Annotated in this window: 24 protein-coding genes; 11 read left to right on the top strand and 13 right to left on the bottom strand. The window is 71.3% G+C overall.

The features are described 5' to 3' along the window. Window positions 1-235: 235 nt before the first annotated feature. From VFB40_RS00105 to VFB40_RS00120, 4 genes are all read right to left on the bottom strand, one after another. The gene (locus VFB40_RS00105) at window positions 236-1,858 is read right to left on the bottom strand and encodes a S53 family peptidase (RefSeq protein ID WP_324847153.1); all 1,623 of its coding nucleotides are present in this window, start codon (window positions 1,856-1,858) and stop codon (window positions 236-238) included. Window positions 1,859-2,152: 294 nt separating this feature from the next. Then, window positions 2,153-5,035 carry a helix-turn-helix transcriptional regulator gene (locus VFB40_RS00110; RefSeq protein ID WP_324847154.1) on the bottom strand — a complete coding sequence of 961 codons (2,883 nt, stop codon included), beginning with the start codon at window positions 5,033-5,035 and terminating at the stop codon, window positions 2,153-2,155. 285 nt (window positions 5,036-5,320) lie between these two features. Continuing rightward, window positions 5,321-6,130: an SAM-dependent methyltransferase gene (locus VFB40_RS00115; protein WP_324847155.1), complete on the bottom strand. Its 810-nt coding sequence runs from the start codon at window positions 6,128-6,130 to the stop codon at window positions 5,321-5,323. Window positions 6,131-6,386: 256 nt separating this feature from the next. Then, window positions 6,387-6,974, bottom strand: a complete 588-nt coding sequence (locus tag VFB40_RS00120; RefSeq protein WP_324847156.1) for an ATP-binding protein — start codon at window positions 6,972-6,974, stop codon at window positions 6,387-6,389. Window positions 6,975-7,312: 338 nt separating this feature from the next. Here VFB40_RS00120 and VFB40_RS00125 point away from each other — a divergent pair, with 338 nt between their 5' ends. From VFB40_RS00125 to VFB40_RS00145, 5 genes are all read left to right on the top strand, one after another. After that, window positions 7,313-8,182 (top strand): helix-turn-helix domain-containing protein, encoded by an 870-nt coding sequence (locus VFB40_RS00125; protein ID WP_324847196.1) that lies wholly within the window; start codon window positions 7,313-7,315, stop codon window positions 8,180-8,182. Next, entirely contained in the window at window positions 8,179-8,457 is a 279-nt protein-coding gene (locus VFB40_RS00130) for a DUF397 domain-containing protein (RefSeq protein ID WP_324847157.1), read from the top strand. The genes VFB40_RS00125 and VFB40_RS00130 overlap by 4 nt, the downstream gene beginning before the upstream one ends. 185 nt (window positions 8,458-8,642) lie before the next feature. Beyond that, on the top strand, window positions 8,643-9,422 hold the full coding sequence (locus VFB40_RS00135) for an SDR family NAD(P)-dependent oxidoreductase (protein WP_324847158.1): 780 nt from the start codon (window positions 8,643-8,645) through the stop codon (window positions 9,420-9,422). Between the two features lie 2 nt (window positions 9,423-9,424). Further along, entirely contained in the window at window positions 9,425-9,826 is a 402-nt protein-coding gene (locus VFB40_RS00140) for a YjbQ family protein (protein WP_324847159.1), read from the top strand. A 39-nt stretch (window positions 9,827-9,865) separates the two neighbouring features. Then, entirely contained in the window at window positions 9,866-10,366 is a 501-nt protein-coding gene (locus tag VFB40_RS00145; protein ID WP_324847160.1) for a DinB family protein, read from the top strand. A 45-nt stretch (window positions 10,367-10,411) separates the two neighbouring features. On the opposite strand, the gene VFB40_RS00150 is transcribed toward VFB40_RS00145, so the two are convergent. Together VFB40_RS00150 and VFB40_RS00155 are read right to left on the bottom strand one after the other, a co-directional pair. Further along, window positions 10,412-10,969: an RNA 2'-phosphotransferase gene (locus tag VFB40_RS00150; protein WP_324847161.1), complete on the bottom strand. Its 558-nt coding sequence runs from the start codon at window positions 10,967-10,969 to the stop codon at window positions 10,412-10,414. Between the two features lie 64 nt (window positions 10,970-11,033). Then, window positions 11,034-11,570 carry a YbhB/YbcL family Raf kinase inhibitor-like protein gene (locus VFB40_RS00155; RefSeq protein WP_324847162.1) on the bottom strand — a complete coding sequence of 179 codons (537 nt, stop codon included), beginning with the start codon at window positions 11,568-11,570 and terminating at the stop codon, window positions 11,034-11,036. Window positions 11,571-11,755: 185 nt separating this feature from the next. Here VFB40_RS00155 and VFB40_RS00160 point away from each other — a divergent pair, with 185 nt between their 5' ends. Next, entirely contained in the window at window positions 11,756-12,451 is a 696-nt protein-coding gene (locus tag VFB40_RS00160; protein WP_324847163.1) for a GTP cyclohydrolase II, read from the top strand. Window positions 12,452-12,665: 214 nt separating this feature from the next. After that, the gene (locus tag VFB40_RS00165; protein WP_349261281.1) at window positions 12,666-13,424 is read left to right on the top strand and encodes a dioxygenase family protein; all 759 of its coding nucleotides are present in this window, start codon (window positions 12,666-12,668) and stop codon (window positions 13,422-13,424) included. Between the two features lie 36 nt (window positions 13,425-13,460). Here VFB40_RS00165 and VFB40_RS00170 read toward each other — a convergent pair whose 3' ends face one another. Both VFB40_RS00170 and VFB40_RS00175 read right to left on the bottom strand, forming a co-directional pair. Beyond that, window positions 13,461-13,940, bottom strand: coding sequence for a YbaK/EbsC family protein (locus VFB40_RS00170; RefSeq protein WP_324847165.1), 480 nt, complete (start codon window positions 13,938-13,940; stop codon window positions 13,461-13,463). A gap of 152 nt (window positions 13,941-14,092) precedes the next feature. After that, complete coding sequence (locus VFB40_RS00175) at window positions 14,093-14,509, bottom strand: DUF3151 domain-containing protein (RefSeq protein ID WP_324847166.1); 417 nt, start codon at window positions 14,507-14,509, stop codon at window positions 14,093-14,095. Window positions 14,510-14,599: 90 nt separating this feature from the next. Between VFB40_RS00175 and VFB40_RS00180 the strand changes: the two genes are divergently transcribed. The 3 genes from VFB40_RS00180 to VFB40_RS00190 all read left to right on the top strand — a co-directional run bounded on the left by VFB40_RS00180 (window position 14,600) and on the right by VFB40_RS00190 (window position 16,962). Beyond that, window positions 14,600-15,046: a hypothetical protein gene (locus VFB40_RS00180; RefSeq protein ID WP_324847167.1), complete on the top strand. Its 447-nt coding sequence runs from the start codon at window positions 14,600-14,602 to the stop codon at window positions 15,044-15,046. A 243-nt stretch (window positions 15,047-15,289) separates the two neighbouring features. After that, the gene (locus tag VFB40_RS00185; protein WP_324847168.1) at window positions 15,290-15,580 is read left to right on the top strand and encodes a hypothetical protein; all 291 of its coding nucleotides are present in this window, start codon (window positions 15,290-15,292) and stop codon (window positions 15,578-15,580) included. A 140-nt stretch (window positions 15,581-15,720) separates the two neighbouring features. Further along, window positions 15,721-16,962: an SGNH/GDSL hydrolase family protein gene (locus tag VFB40_RS00190; RefSeq protein ID WP_324847169.1), complete on the top strand. Its 1,242-nt coding sequence runs from the start codon at window positions 15,721-15,723 to the stop codon at window positions 16,960-16,962. Window positions 16,963-17,021: 59 nt separating this feature from the next. Here VFB40_RS00190 and atzF read toward each other — a convergent pair whose 3' ends face one another. The 5 genes from atzF to VFB40_RS00215 all read right to left on the bottom strand — a co-directional run bounded on the left by atzF (window position 17,022) and on the right by VFB40_RS00215 (window position 23,704). Continuing rightward, complete coding sequence (gene atzF, locus VFB40_RS00195) at window positions 17,022-18,716, bottom strand: allophanate hydrolase (protein WP_324847170.1); 1,695 nt, start codon at window positions 18,714-18,716, stop codon at window positions 17,022-17,024. Window positions 18,717-18,721: 5 nt separating this feature from the next. Continuing rightward, window positions 18,722-20,731 (bottom strand): 5-oxoprolinase/urea amidolyase family protein, encoded by a 2,010-nt coding sequence (locus VFB40_RS00200; protein ID WP_324847171.1) that lies wholly within the window; start codon window positions 20,729-20,731, stop codon window positions 18,722-18,724. Between the two features lie 74 nt (window positions 20,732-20,805). Further along, complete coding sequence (locus VFB40_RS00205; RefSeq protein ID WP_324847172.1) at window positions 20,806-21,429, bottom strand: urea amidolyase associated protein UAAP2; 624 nt, start codon at window positions 21,427-21,429, stop codon at window positions 20,806-20,808. After that, window positions 21,426-22,133 carry an urea amidolyase associated protein UAAP1 gene (locus VFB40_RS00210; RefSeq protein WP_324847173.1) on the bottom strand — a complete coding sequence of 236 codons (708 nt, stop codon included), beginning with the start codon at window positions 22,131-22,133 and terminating at the stop codon, window positions 21,426-21,428. The genes VFB40_RS00205 and VFB40_RS00210 overlap by 4 nt, the downstream gene beginning before the upstream one ends. Then, window positions 22,130-23,704 carry an amino acid permease gene (locus VFB40_RS00215; RefSeq protein WP_324847174.1) on the bottom strand — a complete coding sequence of 525 codons (1,575 nt, stop codon included), beginning with the start codon at window positions 23,702-23,704 and terminating at the stop codon, window positions 22,130-22,132. Before VFB40_RS00215 ends, VFB40_RS00210 begins: the two co-directional genes overlap by 4 nt. A gap of 557 nt (window positions 23,705-24,261) precedes the next feature. Between VFB40_RS00215 and VFB40_RS00220 the strand changes: the two genes are divergently transcribed. After that, window positions 24,262-25,653, top strand: coding sequence for an MFS transporter (locus VFB40_RS00220; protein ID WP_324847175.1), 1,392 nt, complete (start codon window positions 24,262-24,264; stop codon window positions 25,651-25,653). The last annotated feature ends 261 nt before the right edge of the window (window positions 25,654-25,914 follow it).

The following is a 25,914-nucleotide window of genomic DNA, read 5'->3' on the forward strand; positions in this document are numbered from 1 at the left end:
CTTCTTGTGCCGCGCACTGGTGCCTTCACCAGTGTCGTGCCCGCTGCACCTGGCAGCATCTCATCCTTTGGTCCTACCCGGCCGCCGACCGGCTCCCGGCCGGTGCCGGTGACACCGGACGGCCCCCGGACCGGGGTCCGGAGGCCGTCCGAGTGCATGTGCCGCGACCGACGGCAGCTATCGGTGAGGTGTTCAGCAGGCGCATGCCTTGGAGGCGAGCCCGTGTGCGGCGGGCTCAGCCGAGTTCGTCGGTGATGAAGTTCCCGGCGTTGTACGAGCCCCAGCCGGTGACCCGGTCGTAGCCGGTGCCCGCGCTGAAGCCGCCGTTGCTTCCGCTCTTGACGTCGTGGAACGCGCTCGAGTAGGTCGAGCCCGCGCCGATGGAGTACAGCGTCGGGTTGGCGTACCCGAGCGCCGCCTTGCCCTTGGCGGCGGCGTACTGGTCGTAGATCGCGGTGAACGCCGCCCAGCTCGGGGCCGCCGCGCTGGTGCCCCAGACCTGCTGCCAGCTGCCCGCCGAGTAGATGTACCAGGGGCTGTTGGGGCCGCCGTCGGTCGCTACGTCCGGCACGGAGCGGTAGCTGCCCGACAGCGCCGACTGGAAGCTCGGCTTGGCCCAGGTCACCGAGACGCCGCCGCCGCTGCCCGACCACGCCGACTCGCTGCTGTACGCGCCGGTCGAGGTTTCGGTGATGTTGGTCGCGCCGACTCCGGTGACGTTCGGGTCGGAGGCCGGGTAGTCGACCGCGGTCGCGCCGTTCTGCGCGTCGTGCGAGCCGCTGTCCCCGGAGGCCGCGTAGATGGACTGGCCCTGCGCGGCGGCCTGCTGGAGCACGGTGTGCACGGCGTTCAGGTTCGAGCTGGTGCGGTCAAGCTCCGAGGCGCCCCAGCTGCTGGAGGTCGCCGGGACGTCGGCGCTGACGATCGCGGCGTAGAGGTCCTGCTCGCCGGCGTCGGTGTTCGGGGCCTCATACACCTTGATCGGGGCGCCGGGCGCGATGGCCTGCACGACCTCGATGTCGAGTTCGACCTCGACTTCGCCGCTGCCGACCCCGCCGGAGCCGCCGTCGACGGTGACGCGGGACGGGTTGGAGGAGACGCCCAGCGAGTACTTGTTGTCGTAGGTGGTGATGTACGACTGCACGTAGTCGTCGAACTCGACCAGGGCGACGCTCTTGCCGGTGCCCTTGTAGCCGGCGCTGATCAGGGAGCTGAGGTTGTAGCCGCTGCGGATCTTGGCCGGGGTGAAGTTCGTCGCGCGCGGCTGGACCGCGGCCGGCGTCACCGACTTGTGCTGGAGCTTCACGTAGCTGCTCAAGCCGGAGACGTCCACCACGCCGGCGGCGACGTCCGAGGGCAGCGTCGGCGCGGCGTCGTTGGCGTAGTAGGACTTCGAGCCCTGACGGTAATTGGACAGGTGGGTGCCGAACGCCTTGGCGATCTGCGCCGCGGTGCCGGAGGCGTCCACCACGAGGTTGCCCTTGGCGATGTTGCCGACCTTCAAGCCCTGGGAGTGCAGGTAGGTGGTGAGCCGGTTCACCGTGGCGGCGGTCGGACCGAAGCGCGCGGCGAACTGCGCGGGGGTGACGTATTTGCCGTACAGCGGGTTCTTGCGGTTGCTGACCGCCGCGATGAACGCGTCGAGCGCGGCCGGGTCGCGCGGGGCGAGGGTGACGGCCACCGAGACCGGCGCGTTCGCGGCCAGATCGCCGAGGCGGGTCGAGTGGCTGACCGCGCCGACCACGTCGCCGGAGAGGGCGACGCGCGGTGCGGCGGCAGCGTGGGACGGTGCGGCAGCCAGGGCCAGCACGGGTATCGGCGCCGCGAGTGCGCTCAGCAGCCGATGACGGACTTTCACTAGTGCTCCTCCACGGGTGGGCATGGCGGGTCGTGCAGGGCGCGTTCTACTGGCTGGCGCAAGCCGGTGAACACGCCTTTCACGCTAGGCGGGACAGGGTGCTGCCATAAGCGGGAAAACCCTTGTCTTCAACCCAGGCCCGCCGATATCACGAAACATCGTGGTAATGTGCCCAATCCGTCGGCGGGCCGGACGAGCGCCGCCCACTGCGCGAACTGTGCAAACGCGAAGGCGCGCCGGTTACACCGGCGCGCCCCGCGACTGTCTAAGGCGTTGACGCTGTAGCTGAGGGACTCAGCTCGCGCGCAGCCGAGCCGGCGAAGGCGTCGCCTCGGCGAGCATGCGCGCCAGTTGGGTGCGTGACCGCACGCCGAGCTTGCGGTAGCTGCGCGAGAGCGTCGCTTCCACCGTCTTCACGCTGACGAACAGCGCTGCCGCGATCTCCCGGTTGGTCGCTCCGGCCGCGGCCAGTTCGGCGCAGCGCCGCTCGGCCCCGGTCAGCGCGGAGTTGTCCGCGCCCGCTCCGGCCTGTGCGATGGGATCGCCGAGCCGGCCGCGTTCCCGCTCGACCTTCTCCGCCCAGAGCGTCGCGCCGGCGTCCGCGGCGAGCCGGTGCGCCTCGGCCAGCGCGTCGCGCGCCGCGCCGGGGTGCCTGCGCCGGCGCTCGACCTGCGCCAGCGCGAGCAGGGTGCGCACCCGCTCCAGCGGCAGGTTCTGCTGCTGCTCGGCGACCGCGCGCAGCCGTACCGCGGCCTCGGCGAGGTTGCCGATCGCGGCCAGGCGCAGCGCGTCCGAGCGGTCCAGGGCCGTGATGACGCTGCGCCGGCCGAGCCGCCTGGCCTGCTCGCCGACCGCCGCGATCAGCGCCGCGGCCTCCTCCGGCTCGCCGATCGCGACCAACGCCTCGGCCAGGTCGGCGTGCCAGTTGCCGGAGGCCGGGTCGGTGATGCCGATGCGCCGCTCGATCTCCTCGGCCTCGCGCAGCGGCTCGACCGCGCGCGCGGGCTCGTCGGCCAGCAGGTGGATGCGGCCGAGCACGGCGAGGTTGCGCACCAGGCCGTGCTGGTCGCCGTCGGCTCGGGAGGCGGCCAGACCGGCCTCGGCGTAGTAGAGGGCGCGGGCCAGGGTGCCGCCCGCGGTCTCGGCCAGGGCCGCCGCGAACAGCACGGGGCCGCAGGCGTCGCTGAAGTCCTCGATCAGCCGCAGGGCCCGCTGCGCGCTCTGCGTCGCGCCGCGGCAGGCGCCCGCGCGCACGCGGATGTCGGTCTGGGTGATCAGGATCGTGCACAGGTCCTCGACGCCGATCGCGTCGCCGGCCCGGTCCAGCAGCGCGGCCACCTTGCGCTCGGCGGAGGCGAGCCGGTCGGCCTGCATGTCGTACAGGGCCTCGCGGCGCACCGGCTCCCACAGCCCAGCGGGCCCCCAGGCGGCGGCCGGGTTGTGTGCGGCCAGCTCGAATGCCTGCTCCAGCGCGGCGCGGCCGGCCGGGTCACCGGTAAGGCCGTGGCTGTGCGCGAGCGTGGTCAGCGCGGAGATCTCGGTGAGCGGGTCGCCCGCGCGGCGGGCCAGCTGCGCGGCCTCGCGCGCGAAGACCGCGGCGGCCATCACGTGCCCGACGACGAGCTCGACCCGCGCGGACCAGCAGCGCAGCTTGGCCTCGAGCCCCGGGTCGCCGGCCACCTCGGCAAGGCCCTGCGCGATGAGCGGGCCCACCTCGCCGAGCGAGTTGCCCGCGCAGCGCAGCAGCAGGATGCGGGCGGCGGTGCGGTGCGCCGGGGAGGCGCTCTGGCCGAGGACCTGCTCGGCCAGCCTGCGCGCCTCGCCGCGCAGGGCGGCGTCGCAGGCGTATTCGGCGGCGGCGAGCAGCCGCTCGGTGCGCAGCGTGCCCTCGTCGGAGGGGGTGCGCTGGGCGGCGAGCGCGGCCAGTTCGGCGGCGGTCGCGGGGGCGCCGCGGCGGCGCGCGGACGCGGCGGCCTCGGCGAGGGTCGCGGCGACCTGCTCGTTCTCGGCCGGGTGTGCGAGGGCGAGGTGCCGGGCGCGTTCGACCGGTTCGACGACGGCGGAGGCCAGGTCGGCGTGCGCGGCGCGGCGGGCCTTGGAGGAGGCGTCGGCGTAGATCGCGGCGCGCACCAGCGGGTGCTCGAACTGGATCAGGCCGTCCGCGCCGACCCTGATGACGCCGAGCCGTTCGGCCACCGCGAGGTGGTGGGCGAAGTCGGCCTCGCCGTCCACCTTGCCGAGCAGGGTGAGCGTGGGCCGGTCCGCGGTGCTGGCCAGCAGCAGAACCGAGCGGGTCGGGTCGGGTAGTTCGCGCAGCCGGCGCAGCAGCACCGCGCGCAGCCGGGACGGTATCGGCAGCAGTTCGCCGGGGGCGAGGGCGCACTGGTCCGGGGGCAGGGCGCGGGCCAGTTCGAGCGCGTAGAAGGGGTTGCCGCCGGAGGCGCGGTGTATTTGGCGCACGGTCGGCGGCGGCAGCTTCGCGCCGGTGTACTGGTCCAGCATCGCGGCCACGTCGGAAAGCCCGAGCGGCGCGACGGCGAACTCGGCGATGTCCGGCGGCACCAGGTCCACGTAGGCCGGGGAGCCGCCCTCGGGCGCGCGCTCCGCGGCCAGGACGCGCACGGGCAGGTCGGCCATGCGGCGGGCGACGAAGCCGAGCACCTGCGCGGTCGGCCGGTCCACCCACTGCAGGTCGTCGATGACCAGCCAGAGCGGGATGCGCGCGGACAGCTCGCGCAGCAGGTGCAGGACCGCGAGCTGGACCTTCAGCCGGTCCTGGTCGCTGTGCGGCACGGTGCCGCGCAGCAGGGCCGCGCGCAGCGCGGTGCCCATGCCGCCGGGCAGCCGGGCGATGGTCTCGTCCGAAACCGGGCCGAGCAGGTCGATCAGGCAGACGAACGGCAGGCGCAGCTCCGCCTCGGCCGGAGTGCAGCGCAGCACCCTGACCCCGGCGGCGGCGGCCTCGGCGGCCAGTACCGTCAGCAGCTTGGACTTGCCGATCCCGGCCGGTCCGTGCAGCAGCGCCCCGGGCCCCTGGCGCAGCCGCTCGCGCGCCTGGCGCAGCAGCTCCTCGCGGCCGATCGGCGGGTCGGCCACCGGCTGCGGGAGAGCGGGAGCGAGCACGGGGCCCCGGCCGTGGGCAGCCCTGATCACCACCGGTCGGACGAGGGTGGACACGGTCGAACCTCCTCGAAGGACGGCGCGGTGCGGACCCGTACTCGGACGGCTTCGCCTTGCGTCGCCGTGGAACGAGGTCGCGCAGCCCGGGGATTCCTGCCGCGCATACGCAGCGAGACCGTGCAACTACCGTATAAAGCGCTGCCGGGGACTATATACCTGAGATGGGGGAATCGGCAATGGTACGCATCGTAGCCTACGTATATACTTGCTCTCCGTTCGGCCGCAGAGCACATCAGAGCCCTGCTGTTGATTCGATCATGGTTACCGGCTGGTCACGGACGGTTACGGCTTGCGGGCGACCGCGCCGTAGATGTTGAGGTGCTGCGGCGGGATCGGCCTGCTGCCGTCCGGCCGCCACTGCGCGACGTCCACAAGGCCGGGTTCGAGCACCTCGAATCCGGTGAGCAGTTCGGCGATCTGGACGCGGCTGCGCGGGATGAACGGCGCGGTGGCGTCGTTGTACACGCGCGAGTTGTTCAGCACTTTGATGTTGAAGTCGTAGGTGGCGTGCGACAGCACCAGATGGCTGCCGGGGGCCATCGCGTCGCGGAATGCGGCCACGATGCCGGCCGGATCGGCGGAGTCCGGGATGAAGTGCAGGATCGCCATGAGCAGCAGCACGACCGGTCGGTCGAAGTCGATCACCGCGCGCAGCTGCGGGTCGGCCAGTATCCGTTTCGGCTCGCGCAGGTCCCCGGCGAGGACGGTGGTGCATTCGGGGCTGCGGCGGGCCAGCAGGGCGCGGCTGTGCGCGAGCACGACGGGGTCGTTGTCGACGCAGACCACGTGGGCGTCGGGCGCGATGGCGTGCGCGGCCTCGTCGCTGTTGCCCATGGTCGGGAAGCCGGTGCCGATGTCGAGGAACTGGCGCGCGCCGCGTTCGGCCAGGGTGCGCACCGCCCGGCCGAGGAAGGCGCGGTTCTCCCGGCAGGCCTGGGTCACCTCCGGGGCGTTGGCGATGGCGCGTTCCGCGACGAGCCGGTCCGCGGCGAAGTGGTCCTTGCCGCCGAGCCAGTAGTCATACACGCGTGCGGGATGCGCCTTCGTGGTGTCCGTGTCGCCCCACAGCTCCGGTGCACTGCTGGCTGTCAAGTTCCGCCCCTCCCCTGGATCCGCGGCGCGGCGCGCTCGGCGCCGCCGATGGCGGCCGGCCCGGAAGCCTGCCGCGGTGAATTCTAGGTGAACCGCTGCGCAGCGTAGCTGTTTCCGCACTGAACGCAAGAGCGGCCGGGCGAGGCATTCGCAATTGCAGCAATCGATCGTGCGTTCGACGATTTGGCGGCGCCGCTCAGCGGCCCGCGTGCGGCCGACCGCACCGCACCGCACCGCACCTGGCCGGTTTCGGCCGCTACGCCTCGACGACGAACGCGACCGCCTTGCCGCCTTCGGGCCGCAGCCGGACCCGCCAGTCGGCGGTCAGCGCCTCGACCAGCGACATCCCCCGGTGGTGCTCGTCGTCGTCGCCGGCCTGGCAGACCACGGGCAGGTCGCAGGCTCCGTCGCTGACCTCGCACTCGATGCGGCCCGCCGCGATGGCGACCTCGACGGTGACCGGCCCCGCGCCGTGCAGCACCGCGTTGGTCACCAGCTCGCTGAAGGCGACGGCGGCGCAGTAACAGGCGTCCTGGCCGAGGCCGCGGTCCGCGATCCACGCTTCCAGCCAGATGCGGGCCATCCGGGCGTGCACCGGCTGCGCGGGAAACTGCCAGCGCGCTGAGACGGCCGGCGGGCGATTGACGGCGGTGCGCCGTTCCGGCCGCGTCCTCGCCTCAAGCGCCCCCGGACCCGCCAGCGCCCCATCCACGGCTGCCTCAGGAAGGGGCGCCTCGGAAAGGGCGGCCTGCGGGGCTGCTCCGGGCTCTGCGCCTGGATTCCAGCCCGGCAGCGCCGGGGTCCACGCGGAATGATCCGTCTGCGCCGCCGCTGCCGATCTCATCGGGCTGCCACCTTTGGTCCCGCTCGTCGTGTCCGATTCCGCGTGCGTTGCGCCGTGCGTTGCGCGGCCTGCACGGAATGCTACGAAGCGTTCACGCGATTGCCGATGCAAATTGCACTACTGCAACTCTTTCAGGTGAATACGCGGTAGTCCGCTCACCCGGTGGCTCCTGAGACGTCAGGATCGGCGCCGTAAACGCGGCGCCCGTGTACCCGCGGGCGGCGCACGGTCCGAGAAGCGTGGGAGGCCCTGTCGTTGTACTGGCGAAGCAGGCTGACACGGCGCCGGAGCGCGCTGTATCGCAAGGCGCAGGGGCAGGGCCGAAGGGGGCGGGCGTGATGCCCGGCCGCTATCCGACCGTGCGCCGCCGCCGGCTGGCCGGCGAGCTCAAACGGCTGCGGATCGCGGCCGGGCTCACCGGGGAGCAGGTGGCCGAGCGGCTCGCGCCGCTGGGCCGGTGGTCGGCCTCGAAGGTCTCCCGGATCGAGACCGGCCAGGTGGCGGTGCACCACGGCGACGTGGCCGACCTGCTGGACCTCTACGGCCTCGGCGCCGGGCCGGCCCGCGACGAGCTGATCGAGATCGCCCGGGAGAGCGGCAAGCGCGGCTGGTGGCAGTCGTACCGGGACGTGCTTCCCGGCCACATCACCCCGATCCTGGATTTCGAGGCGGAGACCTGCGCGATGCGGTTCATGCACAACCAGCTGGTGCCGGGTCTCCTGCAGACCCCGGAGTACGCCAGGGCGCTGATCCGCAGCTGCCGCCCGGAAGCGCCGGCCGAGGAGGTGGACCGGCTGGTCGAGTTGCGGCTCGACCGCCAGAAGCTGCTGGAGCGCGCGGACCCGCCGCAACTGTGGGTGATCCTCGACGAGGCGGCCATACGCCGTCCGGTGGGCGGTACTCAGGCCATGCGCAGCCAGCTGAACCGATTGCTGGAGCGGGCCGTGGATCCGGGCACGGTCGTGCAGGTGATCCCGTTCACGGCCGGAGAGCACACGGGGCTGGACATGCCGTTCACGATTCTGTCCTTCCCCGGAGACGACGATCCCGATGTCGTCTACCTGGAGCAGCACACCACCGCGTGCTACGTAGAGGACGAATGTGACGTAAAGCTTTATAACGTATATTTCGATCATCTGCGGGCGTCTGCGCTAGGCCCGCGCGAGTCACGCACCCTGATTCACGATGCAACCAAGGAGTTGACATGAACAAGGGAACCGAGATCGAAGCCGCCGGCGCGGCCGACCCCGCGGACGCGCCGCGCCGCGGCAAGTACGCCCTCGACCTGTCCGGCGCGCAGTGGCGGATCAGCAGCCACAGCAGCGGCAGCGGCAGCTGCGTGGAGCTGGCCGCGCTGGAGGCCGGGCATGTGGCGGTCCGGGATTCGACGGACCGTTCCCGGCCCGCACTGGTCTTCGACGCGGCCGAGTGGCAGGCCTTCGTGGCGGGAATGGCCGACGGCCAGTTCGCTGACCTCGGATAGCAGCTGACGGTTCGTCACACCCGCGCGGCGGCAAGGCCGACGCGGAGGACGAGCCAATGGGTAGAGCGAGCGAAGAGAGCGGATAGAGCACCGCGACGGCGCGCCTCCAGGGGCCGGGTGACGCGCCGGGGCCTGTCCGCCACGTGCCCTCGCGCCGTGCCGCCGGAGCATGCGAAGCTGTCGCCATGACGACGGCATTGATCACCGGCGGCACGGCCGGAATCGGCAAGGCCTTCGCCGCCGAGTTCGCGGGCTCAGGGCACCGGCTGGTGCTGGTGGCCCGCGACTCGGCGCGCTTGGACGCCGTCGCCGAGGAACTGCGCGGGCGCGGCGCACCACACGTCGAGACGCTCCCGGCTGACCTCTCGACGACGGAGGGCTGCGCCAAGGTCGCGGCGCGGCTGCGCGGCGAAGGCGAACCAGAGGACGCGCCACCCGTCGACATCCTCGTCAACAACGCCGGCTTCGGGTTGGGGCACGGCTTCCTGAAGAGCAGCGTGGAGGAAGAAGAGACGCTGGTCGACGTGCACATCCGCGCGACGATGCGCCTCACGCACGCCGTGCTGCCCGGGATGATCGAGCGCAAGCGCGGCTCCGTGATCAATGTCGCCTCGGTCGCCGCGTTCGTGCCTCGCGGCACCTACAGCGCGGCGAAGGCGTGGATCGTCTCGTTCAGCGAGGGTGTCGCCGCGGAAGTGCGCGGCAGCGGAGTGCGGTGCATAGCGCTGTGCCCCGGCTTCACGCATACCGAGTTCCATCAGCGCGCGGAGATCGAGACGAGCGACATCCCTAGCTGGATGTGGCTGAATGCGGATGACGTAGTAAAGGCGGCGCTGCGGGACTTGAACCGCGGCCTGCCGGTGAGCATCCCGGGCGCGCAATACAAGGTTCTTACCGCAGCGTCACGTTATGTACCGCGGGCCATTACGACCCGCGTCAGCCGTAGCAGATCGAAGCGGTGGTAGTGATGGACAGCCGAACACTGAAGGTCGAGACCGGAAGCCGCCTCATCACCGACGTGACGAGGCAGGTCACCGATGCCTGTCACGGGCGCGGCGACGGCCTCGTGAACTTGTTCCTGCCGCACGCGACGTGCGGCCTCGCGCTGATCGAGACCGGTTCGGGCACCGAGGACGACCTCTCGGCCATCCTCGACGACGTCCTGCCGCCGGTGGATCGCTACCGCCACCGGCATGGCTCGACCGGGCACGGCCGCGATCACGTGCTGCCCGCGTTCATCAGCCCCTCGCTGTCGATTCCCGTGCTCGGCGGAGAGCCGCAACTCGGCACGTGGCAGAGCATCGTGATCGTGGACACCAACACGGACAACCGCACGCGTACGCTGCGTATCTCGTTCCTGGCCGGTTAATGGTTGGCGGCGCCGGTCCGCGAAAACTACGGTGGAGCGATGACGCACCCTGACGTACTTGCTTCAGCGCGCTCCGCGGCCGGCGGCGAACGCCAGGTGCTGGAGGCCTCCTTGGACCTCCAGCGAGCGATAATGCGACGCAAAGCCGCCGGGCTGTCCGCGGAGGAAGCCCAGCGCAGCTTCGTGCCCTCGGCGACGACGATCGCCGGGCTGCTCAAGCATCTGGCGATCGTCGAGAACATCTGGTTCGAGCAGATCCTCGCGCAGCAGCCGTCGCCGCTGCCCGATCCCGACGCCACGTTCGCGGTCGGCGCGGAAGAGTCCGTCGAGGAGCTGATCGCGGCGTACGACGCGGCCTGCGCCCGGTCGCGGGAGATCGCGGCGAAGTTCGAGCTCGACCACCTGGTGCCGCAGGCACAACTGGGCCAGGTCTCGCTGCGCTGGATTTACGCGCACATGATCGAGGAGACCGCCCGGCACGCCGGACACGCCGACATCCTGCGTGAGCTCACCGACGGCGCCACGGGCTTGCTCGGCTGACCGAGAGGGCTCACGCAGCGGAGGACTCACGCAGATTCAGAGGGCTCACATAAACGCGGACGGCTCTCGTAGATATCGCGGCGGGACGGCAGCCGTGAGCCAGACGCCGTTGCCCGTGACACGGAACGTGTGTCCGTGCGCCGCCATGCCTGCCGCATCAACGGTGAGCACGACCGGCCTGCCGTGCCGTGCGCCAACCGCATGCGCGGTCGAGACGTCCGCCGAGAGGTGAACGTCGTGCCGGGCCATCGGCAGCAGCCCCGCGCGGCGGATTTCGGGCAGGAATCGGTCGGCGGTGCCGTGATAGAGCAGTTCGGGCGGCGGGGCGTCGGCATATCCGAGCTCGACGTCGATCGAGTGCCCTTGCCGGGCCCGGATCCGCGTACCGGTCTCGTCGAATTCGAACCGGCGCTTGTTGTTCTGCGCGACCACGGTCTCCAGGGCCGCGCGGTCGAAGCGCAGCCCGTGCCGGGCCGAAGCCGCGATGAGTTCGTCGACGGCCGCCCAGCCGGCCCGGTCGACGGCGAGGCCGATGCCCGCCGGGTCGTGACGCAGGCGCAGTGAGATCCACTTGGAGAGCCGTACGAGTTGCTTGTCACTCATTTTCATATCGGGCTCATTAATACGCCGCGCCGCGACCCGGCCGCCACCGGTTATCCGCCGCCGCTCAGGACTCGGGCACCTCGTACTCGGCGATCAGCTGCGCGCGGGCGATCGTGTGGAAGAACAGGTTGAAGCCGATGGCGGCCGGCGTGGTGTCGGCATCGACCTCGAGCGGCTCGTCCAGGGCGTGCACGGTGAAGATGTACCGGTGCCGCTTGGGCGCGGCCAGCGGCGCGGGACCGCCGTACGCCCGGGTACCGTAGTCGTTGCGGACGTGGAAGCCGCCGGGCAGTTTGTCGTCGCCGGAGCCGGCGCCCTGCGGCAGCTCGGAGACGTGGGCGGGCAGGTTGACCACGGCCCAGTGCCAGAAGCCGCTGCCGGTAGGGGCGTCCGGGTCCAGCACGGTGACGACGTAGCCCTCGGTGCTCTCCGGCGCACCGTACCAGCGCAGGTGCGGCGAGGTGTTGCCGCCGGTCAGCCCGAAGCCGTCGAAGACGTGCGCCTCGGCGATGGTGCCGCCGTCGGCGATGTCGTCGCTGGCCAGGTGGAAGGTGGGCTTCTGCGGCAGGAAGTCGTACGGGTTGGGGGCGCGCTCGGCCATCGGTCGGTCCTCTCTCGGAGACGGACGGTGGGACGCGGACGTCCGCCGGGCGCCCGCGCCTTCGAGGGAACCCTAGTGCCCCGCGCAGCGGGGACAGAAAAAACTTGAGAGTTGAAATATTTGTGCCTAGGCTGCGGTTGCAGCAGCTTGGAAGTCGATCCGCCCCGGGCTAAGGAGCCGCGAGCATGTCGCCAGTCACCACGGTCGCCGAGCGCCATCCCTGCTTCGGGCCGTCGTCGGCGCCGTCCGAGACCGCCCCCGCCGAAGCGGTTCCGACCGCCGCTGTGCGCACCAGCGTGCGCGTGCCGCTGCGGTTCCCCGACGGCTGGGAGACCGTGGCCGACGTCTTCACTTTCACCGGTTTGGCGGACGGCAAGGAGCACTTGGCGCTCGGCCTCGGCGAATACGCGACGGCCGAGACGCCGCTGGTCCGGCCGCACTCCGAGTGCCTGACCGGCGACGTGTTCGGCTCCCAGCGCTGCGACTGCGGTCCGCAGCTGCGTGAGGCCGCCGAGCGGATCGCCAAGGCCGGCGGTTACCTGCTTTACCTGCGTCAAGAGGGTCGGGGCATCGGCCTGTACGCGAAGCTGGACGCGTACGCGCTTCAGGACCAGGGCCTCGACACCTACGCCGCGAACCGTGCCCTGGGCCACGGCGACGACGAGCGCGACTACACGGCCGCCGCGCAGATGCTGCACACGCTCGGCGCCGACAGCATCCGCCTGCTGAGCAACAACCCGGACAAGGCGCTCCAGCTCGACGCCTTGGGTATCGACATCGTTGAGCAGTTGCCGACCGGTGTGCACGTGTCCGAGTCCAACCTGCGCTACCTGCAGGCGAAGGTCTCGCACACGCACCACTCCCTCGACCTGCCCGCGTGACGGAACGGAGAGGACGAAGGAGAAGGGAGCCGGGACGGCGATGAGTGAGACGAGCACTAACGAAATCAACGAAGCAATGAACGCGGACGGGGCCGAGGACGCGGTGACGGAGACGGCGGCGGTCGAGACGGCAGCGGTCGAGACGGCAGCGGTCGAGACGGCAGCGGTCGAGACGGCAGCGGTCGAGACGGCGGCTGAGCCGCGCGGCGAGCGCATGCCGGCGATCTATCTGAGTCACGGCGCGCCGCCGCTCGCGGACGACCCGATCTGGCCGGGGCAGCTGGCCGACTGGTCGAAGCACCTGCCGCGGCCGAAGTCGATCCTGATGGTCTCGGCGCACTGGGAGGACGCGCCGCTGGCCCTCGGCGCCACGACGACGGTGCCGCTGGTGTACGACTTCTGGGGCTTCCCACAGCACTACTACGAGGTCAAGTACGCGGCCCCGGGCGCGCCGCAGCTGGCCGACAGCGTGCGCAAGCTGCTGCGCGGCGCGGGGACGCCGGTGCAGGACGTGCCGGACCGCGGCCTTGACCACGGCGCGTACGTGCCGTTGGTCGAGATGTACCCGAAGGCTGACATCCCGACCCTGCAGATCTCGCTGCCGACGCTCGATCCGCGGCGGCTGCTCGAGATCGGGCGCAAGCTGGCGCCGCTGCGCGACGAGGGCGTGCTGATCGTGGGCAGCGGCTTCTTCACGCACAACCTGCGGGCGCTGAGCATGGGCGGCCAGGTCTCCTCGGTGATGGCCGAGTTCGACGACTGGGGCAGGCGCGCGCTCGCGGCGCAGGACGTCGACGCGCTGCTCGACTTCGAGAACAAGGCCCCGGCCGGCCGCTTCGCCCACCCGCGCACCGAGCACTTCGCGCCGCTGTTCGTGACGCTGGGCGCCGCCGCGGACGAGCTGTCCACGCAGCGCAGCGTCATCGACGGGTTCTGGATGGGTCTGGCGAAGCGATCCGTGCAGGTCGGCTGAGCGGCGCGAGCGATCCGAAGCCGATCAGTTCACCGCTCAGTCAACCGCGACCGGCTCGGCGCCGGTGGCTGCGAGCAGCTGGTCGTACGTGGTCGGGAAGACCGTGTGCGGATGCCCGGCCGCGGCCCAGATCTCCTGGTGGCCGGCGAGCGTCTCATCGATCAGGGTCCTAATCGGCGCGGGATGGCCGAGCGGCGCCACGCCGCCGATGACCTGCCCGGTGTGCGCGCGGACGAAGTCGGCGCTGGCCCGCGACAGCTTCGGTACGCCGAGGCGCGCGGCGAGCTTTCCGGTGTCGACCCGGTGCGCACCGCTGGTGAGCACGAGCAGCGGCTCGCCGGCGGCGTCGAAGACCAGGCTGTTGGCGATGGCGGCGACCGGGCAGCCGATCTGCTGCGCGGCGGCCAGCGCCGTCGGCGCGGTCTCGGGCAGAACGCGCACCCGCGGCTCGATTCCGGCCGCGCTCAGCGCCGATTCGACGGCGCGCACGTTCGGATGGCTGGCGATCTCGTCCATGGCGCGATCCTAGTGGCGGCCCCGCGAACGGCCGCCGCATTTTCGGCCTGGCAGGCTGCCTGCGTCGAGCACCGATCACCGGTCATCGGCGTGCCGGACCACGAGTCCGTCAGATCACACGCTTTGTCGGCTCGGTCAGTCTTCCCGGCCCGTCAGAGGCCGAGTTCCCGTGCTGCGACGGGGTCGCTGTCGCGCAGGAACTGGACGCAGCGCTTGGCCTCGTCCTGCTCGCCGATCTCCTCCGCGGCCCGCGCCAAGGCGCCGAGCGCGCGCAGGAAGCCGCGGTTGGGTGCGTGCTCCCACGGGATCGGACCGTGGCCCTTCCAGCCGTTGCGGCGCAGCGCGTCGAGCCCGCGGTGGTAGCCGGTGCGCGCGAAGGCGTACGCCGGGACCGGCTCGGCCTCGTGCAGCGCCCGCTCGGCGAGGACGGCCCAGGCCAGCGAGGAGGCCGGGTGGTCGGCCGCCACCTTGACCGGATCCGCTCCCGCGGCCAGCAGCTCGGCCGGGGCCGGGTCCTCGGGCAGCAGGGTTGGCGGCGGGCCGCCGAGCAGGTTCTCGTGAGCCGTCATGACGGCATGTTTATCACGTTTCGGTCGCGGTGCGTTCGCTGTGCGCGAGCAGGACGCCACAGAACCCGATCCCGGAGTCACGATGAGGCCATGAACCGATTCTCCAGTCTGGGCTGGTTTGTCGCGATGGGTCTGCTGGCCCTGCTGCTCGCGCCCGTCGTGGTGCTCGCCGGGGATCCCGCCCTCGAACGGACCCGGCGCAGCAGGCACGTCCTGCGCGAGCGCGGCGGCGTGTTCGCGGCCGCGGACTATCGGCTCAATCTCGCGCTGTTCCAGTTCGGCGCGCATCCGCTCGTGCTCGCGCTGACCGCTCCGGCGCGCTGGGCCCGGCCCCGGCTGCGGGCCCTGCGCCGGCAGCTGCGCCACCTGTTGCGCAGCCGGTCGGCGCGCAGGCGCGGCTGGGACGGCCGCCACGAACGCCTGTTCCCCGACGACCCCGGCCTGAGCGGAGTGCGCGAGCCGCGCCGGCCCCGTCCGATGCCGCCCACGGACGCCGTGGCGCTGCGGCAGCCGACCGAGCACCCGGCGCGCGACTGACGGTATCCGTCGCAGTGCTCTACACTGCCCGCCGCACTCCCCCGCCGCGCCCCTCGGCGACTTCGCCGGGCCCGACGCCGCGGTACGCCGGATCAGCCTCCTGTCCTTGATCCCGGACCACCCGGAACAGACGGTCGTTGATCCGGCACGCAACGCATCAGAATTCGATCATCGCGGCCGAAAATCCCTGCTCCCGCCAGGGGATCGCACGTTTCGATAGTTCTTTCGCGGGCATCCGCTGGCATGGCCGGATACGCAACCACCCGCAGCTCCGCGGGACGCATCGTGGAGCTCGCCGCCATCGTCATCGCGGCGATCATCGTGCTGCACATCATCTTCGTCCTCGTCGGCGCGAACGGTGGAAACAGCATCGTGAGCACGGACGCGGACTGGGCGAGCACGCTGGCCGCATGGTTCAGGGATCTGTTCACCCCGTCGAACTACAAGCTCGCGGTCGTGATCAACTACGGCCTCGCCGCTCTGTTCTACCTCGCCGTCGGCCGCATCATAGCCACGCTGGTAAACCGGGTCTGATCCCCTATTCAACACTCAACGCTCCGCCGACCCATCACTCCAAGACCGCTTCCCGATCCGGAATCGACCCCTCGCAATCCCCTCCGCGAGGGGTCGATTCCGGTGTCGCCACGGGAAACTGAACCGGTAAAGTCCCGAACGTGACCGACTCGACGCGCGATCTGGCGCCCACTCCCGCGCAGCAGCGGCCCGCGGCCTTCGGCATCACGGACTTCGCGTCCGGCCCGGTGCTGTTGCGCGGCGCGCTCGACCTGGAGCGCACGCCGGCCGGCTGGCTGCCGCGCCGCCTGCCTGCCTGGACCAGGGCGCAGTATCCGGAGCAGGGCGTCGAGGACATGGTCGTGCAGCCTTCCGGCGTACGCCTCGCCTTCTGCACCAGCGCCGATTCGGTCGAGCTCGACGTGCTGACGACGCAGCCGCTTTGGCCTGGTGACGCGATCACGCAAGGCGTCGGCGGGTTCGACCTGGTCGTGGACGGCGCAGTACAAGCGGCCGGAGCGACGCAGGTCGTCGGCGATCTGGAGATCCGGAACGAGACCGGAGCGATCGTCGAGCGAAGGCCCGGCCGGGCCGGGACGGTGCGTTTCGCAGGGCTCGGCGACACGGCCAAGGAGATCGAGATCTGGCTGCCGCACCACACCCGCGTCGATCTGATCGCACTGCGCGCCGACCGCGCGATCCTGCCCTCGGCCGCAGCCGGCCGCAGCGAGCCGCGCTGGGTGCACCACGGCAGCTCGATCAGCCACTGCCACGCGGCCGAGCGGCCGACCGAGATCTGGCCCGCGATCGCGGCCCGGCGCGCGGGCGTCGAGGTGGTGAACCTCGGTCTCGGCGGTCACGCCCAGCTGGACCCGTTCACGGCGCGCGCCATCAGGGATCTGCCGGCCGATCTGATCAGCTTGAAGATCGGCATCAACATCGTGAACGCCGACTCCTTCCGGCTGCGCGCGTTCATCCCGGCCGTGCACGGCTTCCTCGACACGATCCGCGACGGGCACCCGGACACGCCGCTGCTGCTGGTCTCCCCGATCATCTGCCCGCCGGTCGAGGACCGCCCGGGACCGACGGTCGCCGATCCGCATCGCCCCGAGCTGTGGTTCGTGTCGAACACGGACCCGGCGGAAACCGCGTTCGGCAGGCTCAGCCTCGGGCTGATCCGCGAGACGCTGGCCCGGATCGTCGAGGAGCGCTCGGCGCAGGATCCGAACCTGCACTACCTCGACGGCAGGCTGCTCTTCGGCGCCGAGGACGTCGCGGACCTGCCCGACAACCTGCACCCGAACGCGGCCGGGTACCGGCGGATCGGCGAGCGCTTCGCAGACCTCGCATTCGGTGAGGGCGGCGTCTTCGCGCGGCACGTCGCCGCGCTGCGGTCAAGCTGAGGCTCCGGTAGCGGCTGCGCGTGCGCCTGCTGTTGGCGTGAACGCTCGCCTCGCCGGTATCAGCGTTCGGCGACGCTGGCGAGGTACTGCCGCCAGCCGCCGTGCTCGGTCACGTCGAGCGCATCCCTCGGCACCTCGCCTTGCAGCACGAAGCCGAGCACGTCGTCGCCGTCCGCCAGGCTGAGCCGGCCGAATCCGAGCGGCGCGGGGACCGTGTCGAGCAGCGCGCCGACCGCGCGGTGGTCGAGCTGCCAGACCTCGACGACGATTCCGCTCGCCGGTCCGTCGCCGGTGCGCGCCAAGCCGGGGCGCGGTACACCGCTTCCGGGGAGGCGGAACAGCCGGTATCCGGGCGCGGTGCGCGTGCGGAAACGCAGGCGAGCGCCGAGCGCAAGGAGCTGACCGTTGAGCGGGAGGCCGGACAAGTGCGCGCCGACGACGGCAAGGAGCGTTTCGCCGGCAGGTATCGCAGGCCTTTGCGCGGGATGCTTCTGCACGGCCTCGTCAGCCCAGCGCTCGGCCAGATCGAGCAGCGGCAGGTCGTGGAACGCGGGTGCGATCAGCTGGACGCCGAACGGGAGACCGTCGGCGCGCCTTCCCGCGGGCAGCGCGATCGCGCACAGATCCAGCAGGTTGACGAAGTTGGTGAACGTGCCGAGCCGCGCGTTCACCGCGAGCGGATCGGCCGCGACGTCGGCATGAGTCGGATGGCCGGGCGTCGTCGGCAGGAGGACCGCGTCGGCGACGGTCCAGATGCTTTCCGTCGCGCGGCGCAGCTCGGCGAGCCGGTCGAAACCGGCGAACGCGTCGGTCCCGGAGACCGCCGCGCCGCCGCGCAGTACGCTGCGAACCGCCGGGTCCAGGTCGGGGTGCTCAAGACCTGCCGCGCCCAGCTTTCCCCGGATCGCGTTCCATCGCTCGGCGATCCAAGGCCCCTGATACAGCAGGGAGGCCGCGTCGAGGAAGGGCGTCGGGTCGAAGCTGACGACCTGTTGCGCGGCCGTGCTCGCGTAGGCGAGCGCCTTCTCCCAGGCTTCGCGGTGCGCCGGGTCGAGGTCGAGTGGCTTGTCGGGTACCGCGATGACGCGCGGTTCGACCGGCACGAGCGGTTGGTGCGCCGGCAGTGCACGCGAATACGGGTCCTGCTGATCAAATGCGGCGAGGGCGCTGAACGCGGCGCGGGCTTCAGTAACCGTGCGCGTGAAGACGCTGACGCAGTCGAGCGACCGGCACGCCGGAAGCAGGCCGGTGGTCGAGACGAGACCCCGGGTCGGCTTGAGCCCGACGATGCCGTTGAAGGCGGCGGGTACGCGGCCGGATCCCGCGGTGTCGGTGCCGAGCGCCAACGGCACCAGGCCCAGCGCGACGGCGACCGCGCTGCCGCTGCTGCTCCCGCCCGAGACGTGCGCTGGATGACCGACCGCGTGGCAGGCGCCGTAAGGGCTGCGGGTCCCGACGAGCCCGGTGGCGAACTGGTCGAGGTTGGTCTTGCCGACCGCGATCGCTCCCGCGTCGATGAGTCGTTGCACGGCGGTCGCGTGGCGCGGAGCGGGCGCCGAGCCGGCCAGCGGCGGGAAGGCGGCGCTCGTCGGCTCTCCGGCTACGTCGAGATTGTCCTTGACCGCGAAGCGAACGCGGGCGAGCGGTCCGTCGTCAGGGGCCTGCGCCGCGAGCTCCAGGACTCGGTCGGGAGAAAAAAGCCGGGTCCACAGCGGCTGGCCTTCCGGCGTCATGTCCGCGATTTCGGTGTCCATCGCCATCACTGTCTCGTACCCCGCTGCGCCCAGCGCCGACGCTCCTGCGCGAATGCTGCGACTCGCCGCTGCGTGAACTGCTGCGCCTCGTCCGACATGGGCGCATCAGGTCCGGGCAGCGTGCCCAAGTCCAGCGCCGTCTGGCGCATTGTCAGCTCCCTGCCCCCTTCGGCGATCTCCTTGCGCAGCACGGTCAGCTCCTCGTGGCCGACCGGCTCGAACCGCAGGACGTCGAACGTCCGCAGCAGCCAGGGATCAGGATGTCGCCTCCCCGGTTCATCGGCCGGCGGTTTGCGCCAGACCGGGACCGTACGCCCGACCAGCTGGTAGCCGCCCGGCCCCTCCATCCCGTACACGCACAGGTACGCGCCGCCGATGCCGACCGCGTTCTCCGGTGTCCAGGTGCGCGGCGGGTCGTACTTCGTGGTCACCAGGCGGTGCGCCGGATCGAGCGGAACGGCGACCGGCGCGCCGAGATAGACGTCACCGAGCCCGACGACGAGATACGACGCGGCCCTGACGATCTCGAAGACCTCCTCGCGCGTCGTCAGACCATTGACGCGGCGGATGAACTCGACGTTGTCCGGACACCACGGCGCGTCCGGACGCACGCCGCGCTGGTAGCGCCGCATCGCCTCGTGCGCGTCGGGATCGTCGAAGCAGATCGGCAGGGTCACTTCGCGCACGTCGAGCCGAATGCCGCGCGGATCGGGCACTTTCATCCAGGCGCGCGCGACCTCGGCCGCGAGCTCGCCGGCGGGCAGCCTGGCGGGTTCGAACCCGAGCAGCAGAGACCTGACTCCCTCGACGCTCTCGGTGATCGCCGGCAGGCCCCTGCGATGGAGTTCCCGGGCGAGCAGGTGGATCCGAGCACGAACGGTCAGATCCAGTCGCGCCGGCCCGGCCTCGACGAGCAGGTGATGGTCGCCGCTGTGCCGCACTGTGAGTTCCGGACGGTCTGCGGCCGCCGCAATCCGCTCCAACGCCTCGGGGCGTTCGTGCGTGGCGACCGACGCGGCGACCGGCTCGCGGACAAGCTCGGCCGCTCGCCCCAGGTCGGCGAGCGCGGCGGCCCGCACGGTCAGTGCCTCAGTAGCCTGCTGCGGCGTGACAGGCTCAAGTCGTACCCGGTCCCCCGGCCTGAACTGGCCGAGCTTCCACCGGTCGGCGCGGATGACCGCGGCCGGAACGACGAAGCCTCCGAGACTGGGCCCGTCCGGCCCGACGATCACGGGCGTGTCGCCGGAGACCATGATTCCGCCGATCGGGTAAGCCGAGTCGTGGATGTTGCACGGATGCAGCCCGGCCTCGCCGCCGTCGGCCCGCGCGAAGCGGACCGGCGGCCCGACCAGGCGAAGGCCGGTGCGGTCGCTGCGATGGTCGACGCTCCACTCGGCCGCGAACAGGTCGGCGAGCGCGTCGTCGGTGAAGTAGTCGGGCGCGCCGTGCGGACCCGGGATCACGCGTAGCCGCCACGTGTCAGTGAGCTGCGGTACTAGCGGCCCGCAGTCGGCGGGAGTGCCGCAGTTCTCCTCGCGGCCGAGCGACAGCACGTCGCCGGGCGCCAACGCGCGGCCGTGCGCGCCGCCGAAGCGACCGAGCAGGAAGGTCGCCCGGCTACCGAGCACGCGCGGCACGTCGAAGCCGCCGCGTACCGCGAGGTAGCCGCGCAGACCGGCCGGACCGCACGGGCCGAAGTCGAGCACGTCACCGGGCAGCGCCGTCGCGGGCACGCCCGCTCGCAGCCGCCGCCCCGCCAAGCGCACCGATTGGCAGGCCCCTGCGACCGCGATCAGCGCACGATCCCGGAACACCACCCGCGGGCCTGTTAATACCGCCTCCAGCGCCGCGGCACCGGGATCGTTTCCCACGGCCAGATTGGCCAGCGCGCACGCGTAGTCGTCGAACGCCCCCGACGGTGGCACTCCGACGCCCCAAAGCCCGCGCCGGCCGGCCAAGTCCTGCACGGTGGTCTGGGTTCCGGGCTCAAGGATCTCGACGGCCCGGCCACGCATCCCGTCTGCGGCTGACCTTGTAGCCGTGGCCACGGACGTCCGGCCGGGAGGCGGGGAGGTGTACGTCAGCAACGTCACGGCGCGGCCCAGCCGGTGAGCTGAATCGGCGTCGGGTTGTAGCCGTTGCACGGGTTGTTCAGCTGGGGGCAGTTGGAGACGAGCACGAGCAGGTCGCGTTCGGCGCGCAGCTCGACGTACTTGCCCGGCGCGGAGACGCCGTCCTGGAAGGTCAGGCCGCCTTCAGGTGTCAGCGGCACGTTCATGAAGAAGTTGACATTGTGGGTCAGGTCCCGCTTGTCCAGTCCCCTACCCCAGCCGATCGCCTGGCGCAGGAACGTCGCGCGACACGCGTGCTGATGCCGGGTGTGTTCGCCGTACCGCACGACGTTGCTCTCCTGCGAGCAGGCGCCGCCGATCGTGTCGTGCCGTCCGCAGGTGTCGTCGACGATCGTGGCGAGCGCGTCGCCGTTGACCGTGCGCAGCACCGATCCGGTGGTGAGATAGACCGCGCCCTGCTCGCGGATCGTGTCCACCGCGCTGTACCGGTTGGTGTAGTCGCGGGCGTCGTAGAACAGCGTGTCTACAGCCTGATTCCCTTCCAGGTCGGTGATCCGGAACGAGCCGCCGACCGGAACCTCGCCGATCCAGCCGTCTCCGGCGGCGACGGTCAGGTCGAACAGCAACTCGGCCTTGGTCACAGCAGGCTCCTCTCGGTGACGGCGAGCGCTCGGGCGGACTCGGCGCGGAACGTGCGGCTCGGGTCGCCGCCGCCCGGCGCGGCGACCTCCTCGACCGTCACGCGCACCGCGGCGGGCTGCCAGTTCTCGGCCGGGTCGAGCGGATGCGGTGACGTGGAGAGCACCACCAGCAGGTCCTGCTCGGCGCGCAAGGTGACCCAGTCCCCTGCGACGGCGTGTCCGGGTACGAACGCGAGGCTGCCGCGCTCGTCTCCGGCCGGCCCGACCTTCGTGAACCAGTTGACGCTGGCGTGCAAGTCGCGTGCGCCGAGCCCGTGCTTCCACAACTCGTCGAGCAGCCCGGCGCGGGCGCTGCGCCGCCAGTCGTTGCCGTGCGCGGCGTAGGAGGAAGGGCCGTGCCGCTGCTCGACATGCGCGTCGAGGCCGTGGCCGGTGACCGCGTCATGCCAGTCGAGGCTGGAGCCGGTGACGCTGGCCAGCGCGCGGCCCATGTCGGACATCAGCACCATCGGCGCCGTGACGCGCGCGGACATCTGGGCTTTGAGAGTGTCCGGGATGTTGAGGCGGTCCAACGGATTCTCGGCCGAGTAGATGAGCATTGACACGTTGGCACCGTCGCCCAGGCAAGTCAGCGTCAGTGCCCTGCGACGTCGCAGCCGCAGCGAGTCCGCCGCCCCGCCGGGGATCTCGAAGCTGCGCGTCACTCCGCCCCCTCCAGCGCGGCGTCGCCGATGACCAGCGGCGAGGCGCCGGCCGCAGGCGTGCGCGAGGCGTTGACCGCGCGGTACATCAGCCAGCCGATGAGGCCGGCGCCGGCGCAGAACAGCAGCGCGAAGTACTTCAGGTACCAGTGGCCGCCGGCCGGGTCGTAGACCTCGGCGCGCGGCCAGCCCATGTTGACCACCATGAACGCGCCGTAGGCCACGGCGAGGACGTTGACCGGCAGCCCGAGGCGGCCAAGCGAGAACTGGCCGGCTCCGGCCTTCGGCAGCCCGCGCAGGCGGCGCACCAGCAGCGGAACGGTCACCAGCAGGTAGGCGCAGTACACGATCACCACCGCGACGCTGGTCAGCGCGGTGAACAGCTGCGCCTGCCCGACGTTGACGCCGAGCACCGCGATCGCGGCGACCCCGACGATCACGGTCGGCAGCACCGGCGTCGCGGTGCGCGGGGAAACGCGGGCAAGCCGCGTCGATCCGGGCAGCGCTCCGTCGCGGGCCATCGAGTACATCAGCCGGGACGCGGCGGTCTGGATCGCCAGGGTGCACACGCAGATCGCGATCGCGACGTCGACCAGCAGCGCCTTTCCGGGGCCGGTTCCGAGCCTGCTGGTGACCACGTACGGCAGGCCGCCGGTCGCCAGGTTGCCGTCCGTCAGCGAGGGCGCCGCCATCAGCGCGCCGATGAGCAGCAGCGCGCCGCCGACGCCTGAGGCGCCCAGCGCGCGCAGGATCGCGCGCGGAGCGGTCTTGCGCGGCGAGCGGGTCTCCTCGCTCAGTTCGCCGGCGCTGTCGAACCCGTACATCACGTATGCCGCCATGAGCGCCGAGACGAGGAACGGCCAGATGTACGCGCTGTGGCCCTGGACGCCCTCGGTGTGCAGCACGACGCCGGGCCCGCGCTTCGCGTGCGCGAACAGCAGCGCGATCAGCACTCCGACGCCGACGAGTTCGCAGGTGACGCCGATGCTGTTGATCAGGGACATGACGCGTACGCCGATGGCCGAGACCACGGTGGTCAGCGCGATGAGGATCGCGCCGACCAGGACCGCGTTGGTCGCGCCGGTGCGGGTCGTCAGCGTCGGGTCGCCGCCGACCAGCTGGAAGCCGGACCAGACCGACGGCAGCACCACCTGCAGCGCGATCGCCGCCGCCGAGACGCTCACGATCTGGCCGATCAGCATCGTCCATCCGGCGAAGTGGCCGGTCAGGCCGGTCGACAGCCGCCGCGACCACTGATACACGCAGCCTGATATCGGGTAGCGGGCGGCGAGCTCGGCGAAGCAGAGTGCGACGAGGAACTGCCCGGTGAACACCAGCGGCCAGGTCCAGAAGAAGGCCGGGCCGCCGAAGGAGTAGCCGAAGGAGAACAGCTGGAAGACGGTGGTCAGGATGGAGACGAAGGAGAAGCCGGCGGCGAAGGAGGCGTAGGAGCCGAGCCTGCGGCGCAGCTGCTGCGGATAGCCGAAACCGGCGAGGTCCTCGGCGTCGTGGACGTCGGAGGCGCCGGACGCCGGGACGCCGCCCGGCGGTTGGAGGGAGACGGTCGCGGTCACGGCGTTCGCCTTTCTGGGCGCGGGACGGAGCAGGGCGGGACGGAAATGGGCACTGCGACGCGCGTCATCGCACGCTCGCGGCCAGGGCGGAGGGACCCGGCGGCCGGTGCGTCGTCGACGACACCGAGCCGAGTATCAAATGGTTGTGAATGTGCGAGTGCTGCGGATGCTGTCACGGCACGCTCCGGGACCGGGATCCGGCGTGCCGGATCGACCTGGCCTCCCGGGCTTTTCTCCCGCCGTGGAACGACACCTGCCGACGATCACCGCTGCGGCGACGCGCTCGTGCGTCGCGTAGCGCGTGAGTCGGCGTGCTGTGCCGCCTGCGTCTCTCGGACCAGGCCCGGCGACGGCGATGTACCGTGCGCCGGCGGAACCCTAGACGCGCCCCGCCTGGCTAGCGGGTCGTCAGTGAGCAAAGCGCTGGCGCGTCACCGTCGTCGAACGAGTCTGTTACCGCAATGTCAATCCGCGCGCACAGGTAAACGGAAAGGGTGCGCGTTCACAGAGCGGACCGTTCGTTAGGTAACTGGTGCAAGGCAGTAGCATTCCGTACCATGCCCACCTCTGCCGCTGCGCCAACAGCAGAGATCCCCGACCCGTCGGCCCACACCGCTACCGCATCAAGCGCCGCGTCTGCGACGGCGGTCGCCGATGCGCCCGGTCGCCCGCGCCGCGCGTTCTCCCGGTTCGCAATCGACACGCGGCCGCTGCGGCACCCTGCATACCGGCGACTTTGGTCGTCGAACGTGATCACCAGCGTCGGCAGCCAGCTGACCGCGGTCGCCGTACCCAAGCAGATCTACGACGTGACCGGTTCGTCGACCTGGATCGGCATCGCGAGCTTCGCCGCGCTCGCGCCGCTGGTGGTCTTCGGGCTGTGGGGCGGGGCCGTGGCCGACGCGGTGGACCGGCGCAAGCTGCTGCTGACGACCAACGCGGGCATCGCGGTGACCTCGATCGCGTTCTGGGCGCAGGCGGCCGCCGGGCTGCACTCGGTGTGGCCGCTGATCGTGCTGCTGGCCGCGCAGCAGGGCCTGTTCGGCGTCAACTCGGCGGCCCGCGGCTCGGCGATCCCGCGGCTGGTGCCGGAGGAGGAGCTGCCGGCCGCGAACTCGCTCGGCGCGACGGTCATGCTCGCGGGCGCCTTGTTCGGACCCATGGTCGCGGGCGCGCTGATCCCGATCATCGGCCTCTCGACGCTCTACCTGCTCGACGCGGTCGGGCTGACCGCGACGCTGTGGGCGGTCTACCGGCTGCCCGCGCTGCCGCCGTTGAAGGCTGAGGACTCCCCAGGTTCCGGCCTCGCCGATCCGAATGCGCCGGTCGAAGCCCGCCGCACCGGCTGGGCCCAGGTGGCCGACGGATTCCGCTTCGTCGCGGCGAACCGGCTGCTGCTCAACTCCTTCGTGGTCGACTTGATCGCGATGGTGTTCGGGATGCCGCGCGCGCTCTTCCCGCAGATGGCCGCGACCACCTACGCCTCCAACCACCTCGCGCTCGGGCTGCTGTTCGCCGCGATGCCGGCCGGCGCGCTGGTCGGCGGGCTGCTGTCCGGGACGTACACCCGCGTGCGCCGGCACGGAGCGATGACCATCGGCGCGGTCGCGGCGTGGGGCCTGGCGATGCTCGGGCTCGGCCTCTCCGGCTCGATCCTGCTCGCCTGCCTGTTCCTGGCGATCGGCGGCGTGGCCGACTTCGTCTCGATGGTCTTCCGCGGCTCCATCCTGCAGATGGCGGCGCCGGACGAGATGCGCGGGCGGATGCAGGGCGTCTTCACCGTGGTCGTCGCGGGCGGTCCGCGGCTGGCGGATCTGGTGCACGGCATCGCGGGCGCCGCGCTCGGCACCAGGACCGCGGTCGCGGCGGGCGGCCTGGCCGTCGTGGCGGGCGTAGTGATTCTCGCCACTTTCTCGCCCACTTATTGGCGTTACCGCGCAAATTCCTAGCGTTATAACACGACGTCAGATCGGCGTTCCTGCTCCCGCGCGATGAAACGATCGTAAGAATTACCCCGGAACCGTCCCGGAAAACACTTCGTTCTGTCATGGTGGTCGGTGTGCACCACTCGGCACGCGTTTCGCCGGGTGATCACCTTTTGTCCGAAGTCTGTGAAACAAGGCCTCGTACATCAGGCTGCGCCGAAACGGCCGGCCCGCGGGGGCGCCGCGACGCGCCCGCCCGTTCAACCGAATAGACCGCCGTTCTTC

The sequence above is a fragment of the Actinocrinis sp. genome (genome assembly GCF_035650855.1).
Taxonomy (GTDB): Bacteria; Actinomycetota; Actinomycetes; order Streptomycetales; family Catenulisporaceae; genus Actinocrinis.

Coding starts and splice junctions, on each gene's coding strand:
- VFB40_RS00125 (WP_324847196.1), top strand. CDS start 7,313: ATGCCCGGCCGCTATCCGACCGTGCGCCGCCGCCGGCTGGCCGGCGAG.
- VFB40_RS00180 (WP_324847167.1), top strand. CDS start 14,600: ATGAACCGATTCTCCAGTCTGGGCTGGTTTGTCGCGATGGGTCTGCTG.
- VFB40_RS00145 (WP_324847160.1), top strand. CDS start 9,866: ATGACGCACCCTGACGTACTTGCTTCAGCGCGCTCCGCGGCCGGCGGC.
- VFB40_RS00135 (WP_324847158.1), top strand. CDS start 8,643: ATGACGACGGCATTGATCACCGGCGGCACGGCCGGAATCGGCAAGGCC.
- VFB40_RS00140 (WP_324847159.1), top strand. CDS start 9,425: ATGGACAGCCGAACACTGAAGGTCGAGACCGGAAGCCGCCTCATCACC.
- VFB40_RS00160 (WP_324847163.1), top strand. CDS start 11,756: ATGTCGCCAGTCACCACGGTCGCCGAGCGCCATCCCTGCTTCGGGCCG.
- VFB40_RS00200 (WP_324847171.1), bottom strand. CDS start 20,731: ATGCGTGGCCGGGCCGTCGAGATCCTTGAGCCCGGAACCCAGACCACC.
- VFB40_RS00155 (WP_324847162.1), bottom strand. CDS start 11,570: ATGGCCGAGCGCGCCCCCAACCCGTACGACTTCCTGCCGCAGAAGCCC.
- VFB40_RS00220 (WP_324847175.1), top strand. CDS start 24,262: ATGCCCACCTCTGCCGCTGCGCCAACAGCAGAGATCCCCGACCCGTCG.
- VFB40_RS00170 (WP_324847165.1), bottom strand. CDS start 13,940: ATGGACGAGATCGCCAGCCATCCGAACGTGCGCGCCGTCGAATCGGCG.
- VFB40_RS00165 (WP_349261281.1), top strand. CDS start 12,666: ATGCCGGCGATCTATCTGAGTCACGGCGCGCCGCCGCTCGCGGACGAC.
- atzF (WP_324847170.1), bottom strand. CDS start 18,716: ATGGACACCGAAATCGCGGACATGACGCCGGAAGGCCAGCCGCTGTGG.
- VFB40_RS00130 (WP_324847157.1), top strand. CDS start 8,179: ATGAACAAGGGAACCGAGATCGAAGCCGCCGGCGCGGCCGACCCCGCG.
- VFB40_RS00150 (WP_324847161.1), bottom strand. CDS start 10,969: ATGAGTGACAAGCAACTCGTACGGCTCTCCAAGTGGATCTCACTGCGC.
- VFB40_RS00185 (WP_324847168.1), top strand. CDS start 15,290: ATGGCCGGATACGCAACCACCCGCAGCTCCGCGGGACGCATCGTGGAG.
- VFB40_RS00120 (WP_324847156.1), bottom strand. CDS start 6,974: ATGAGATCGGCAGCGGCGGCGCAGACGGATCATTCCGCGTGGACCCCG.
- VFB40_RS00175 (WP_324847166.1), bottom strand. CDS start 14,509: ATGACGGCTCACGAGAACCTGCTCGGCGGCCCGCCGCCAACCCTGCTG.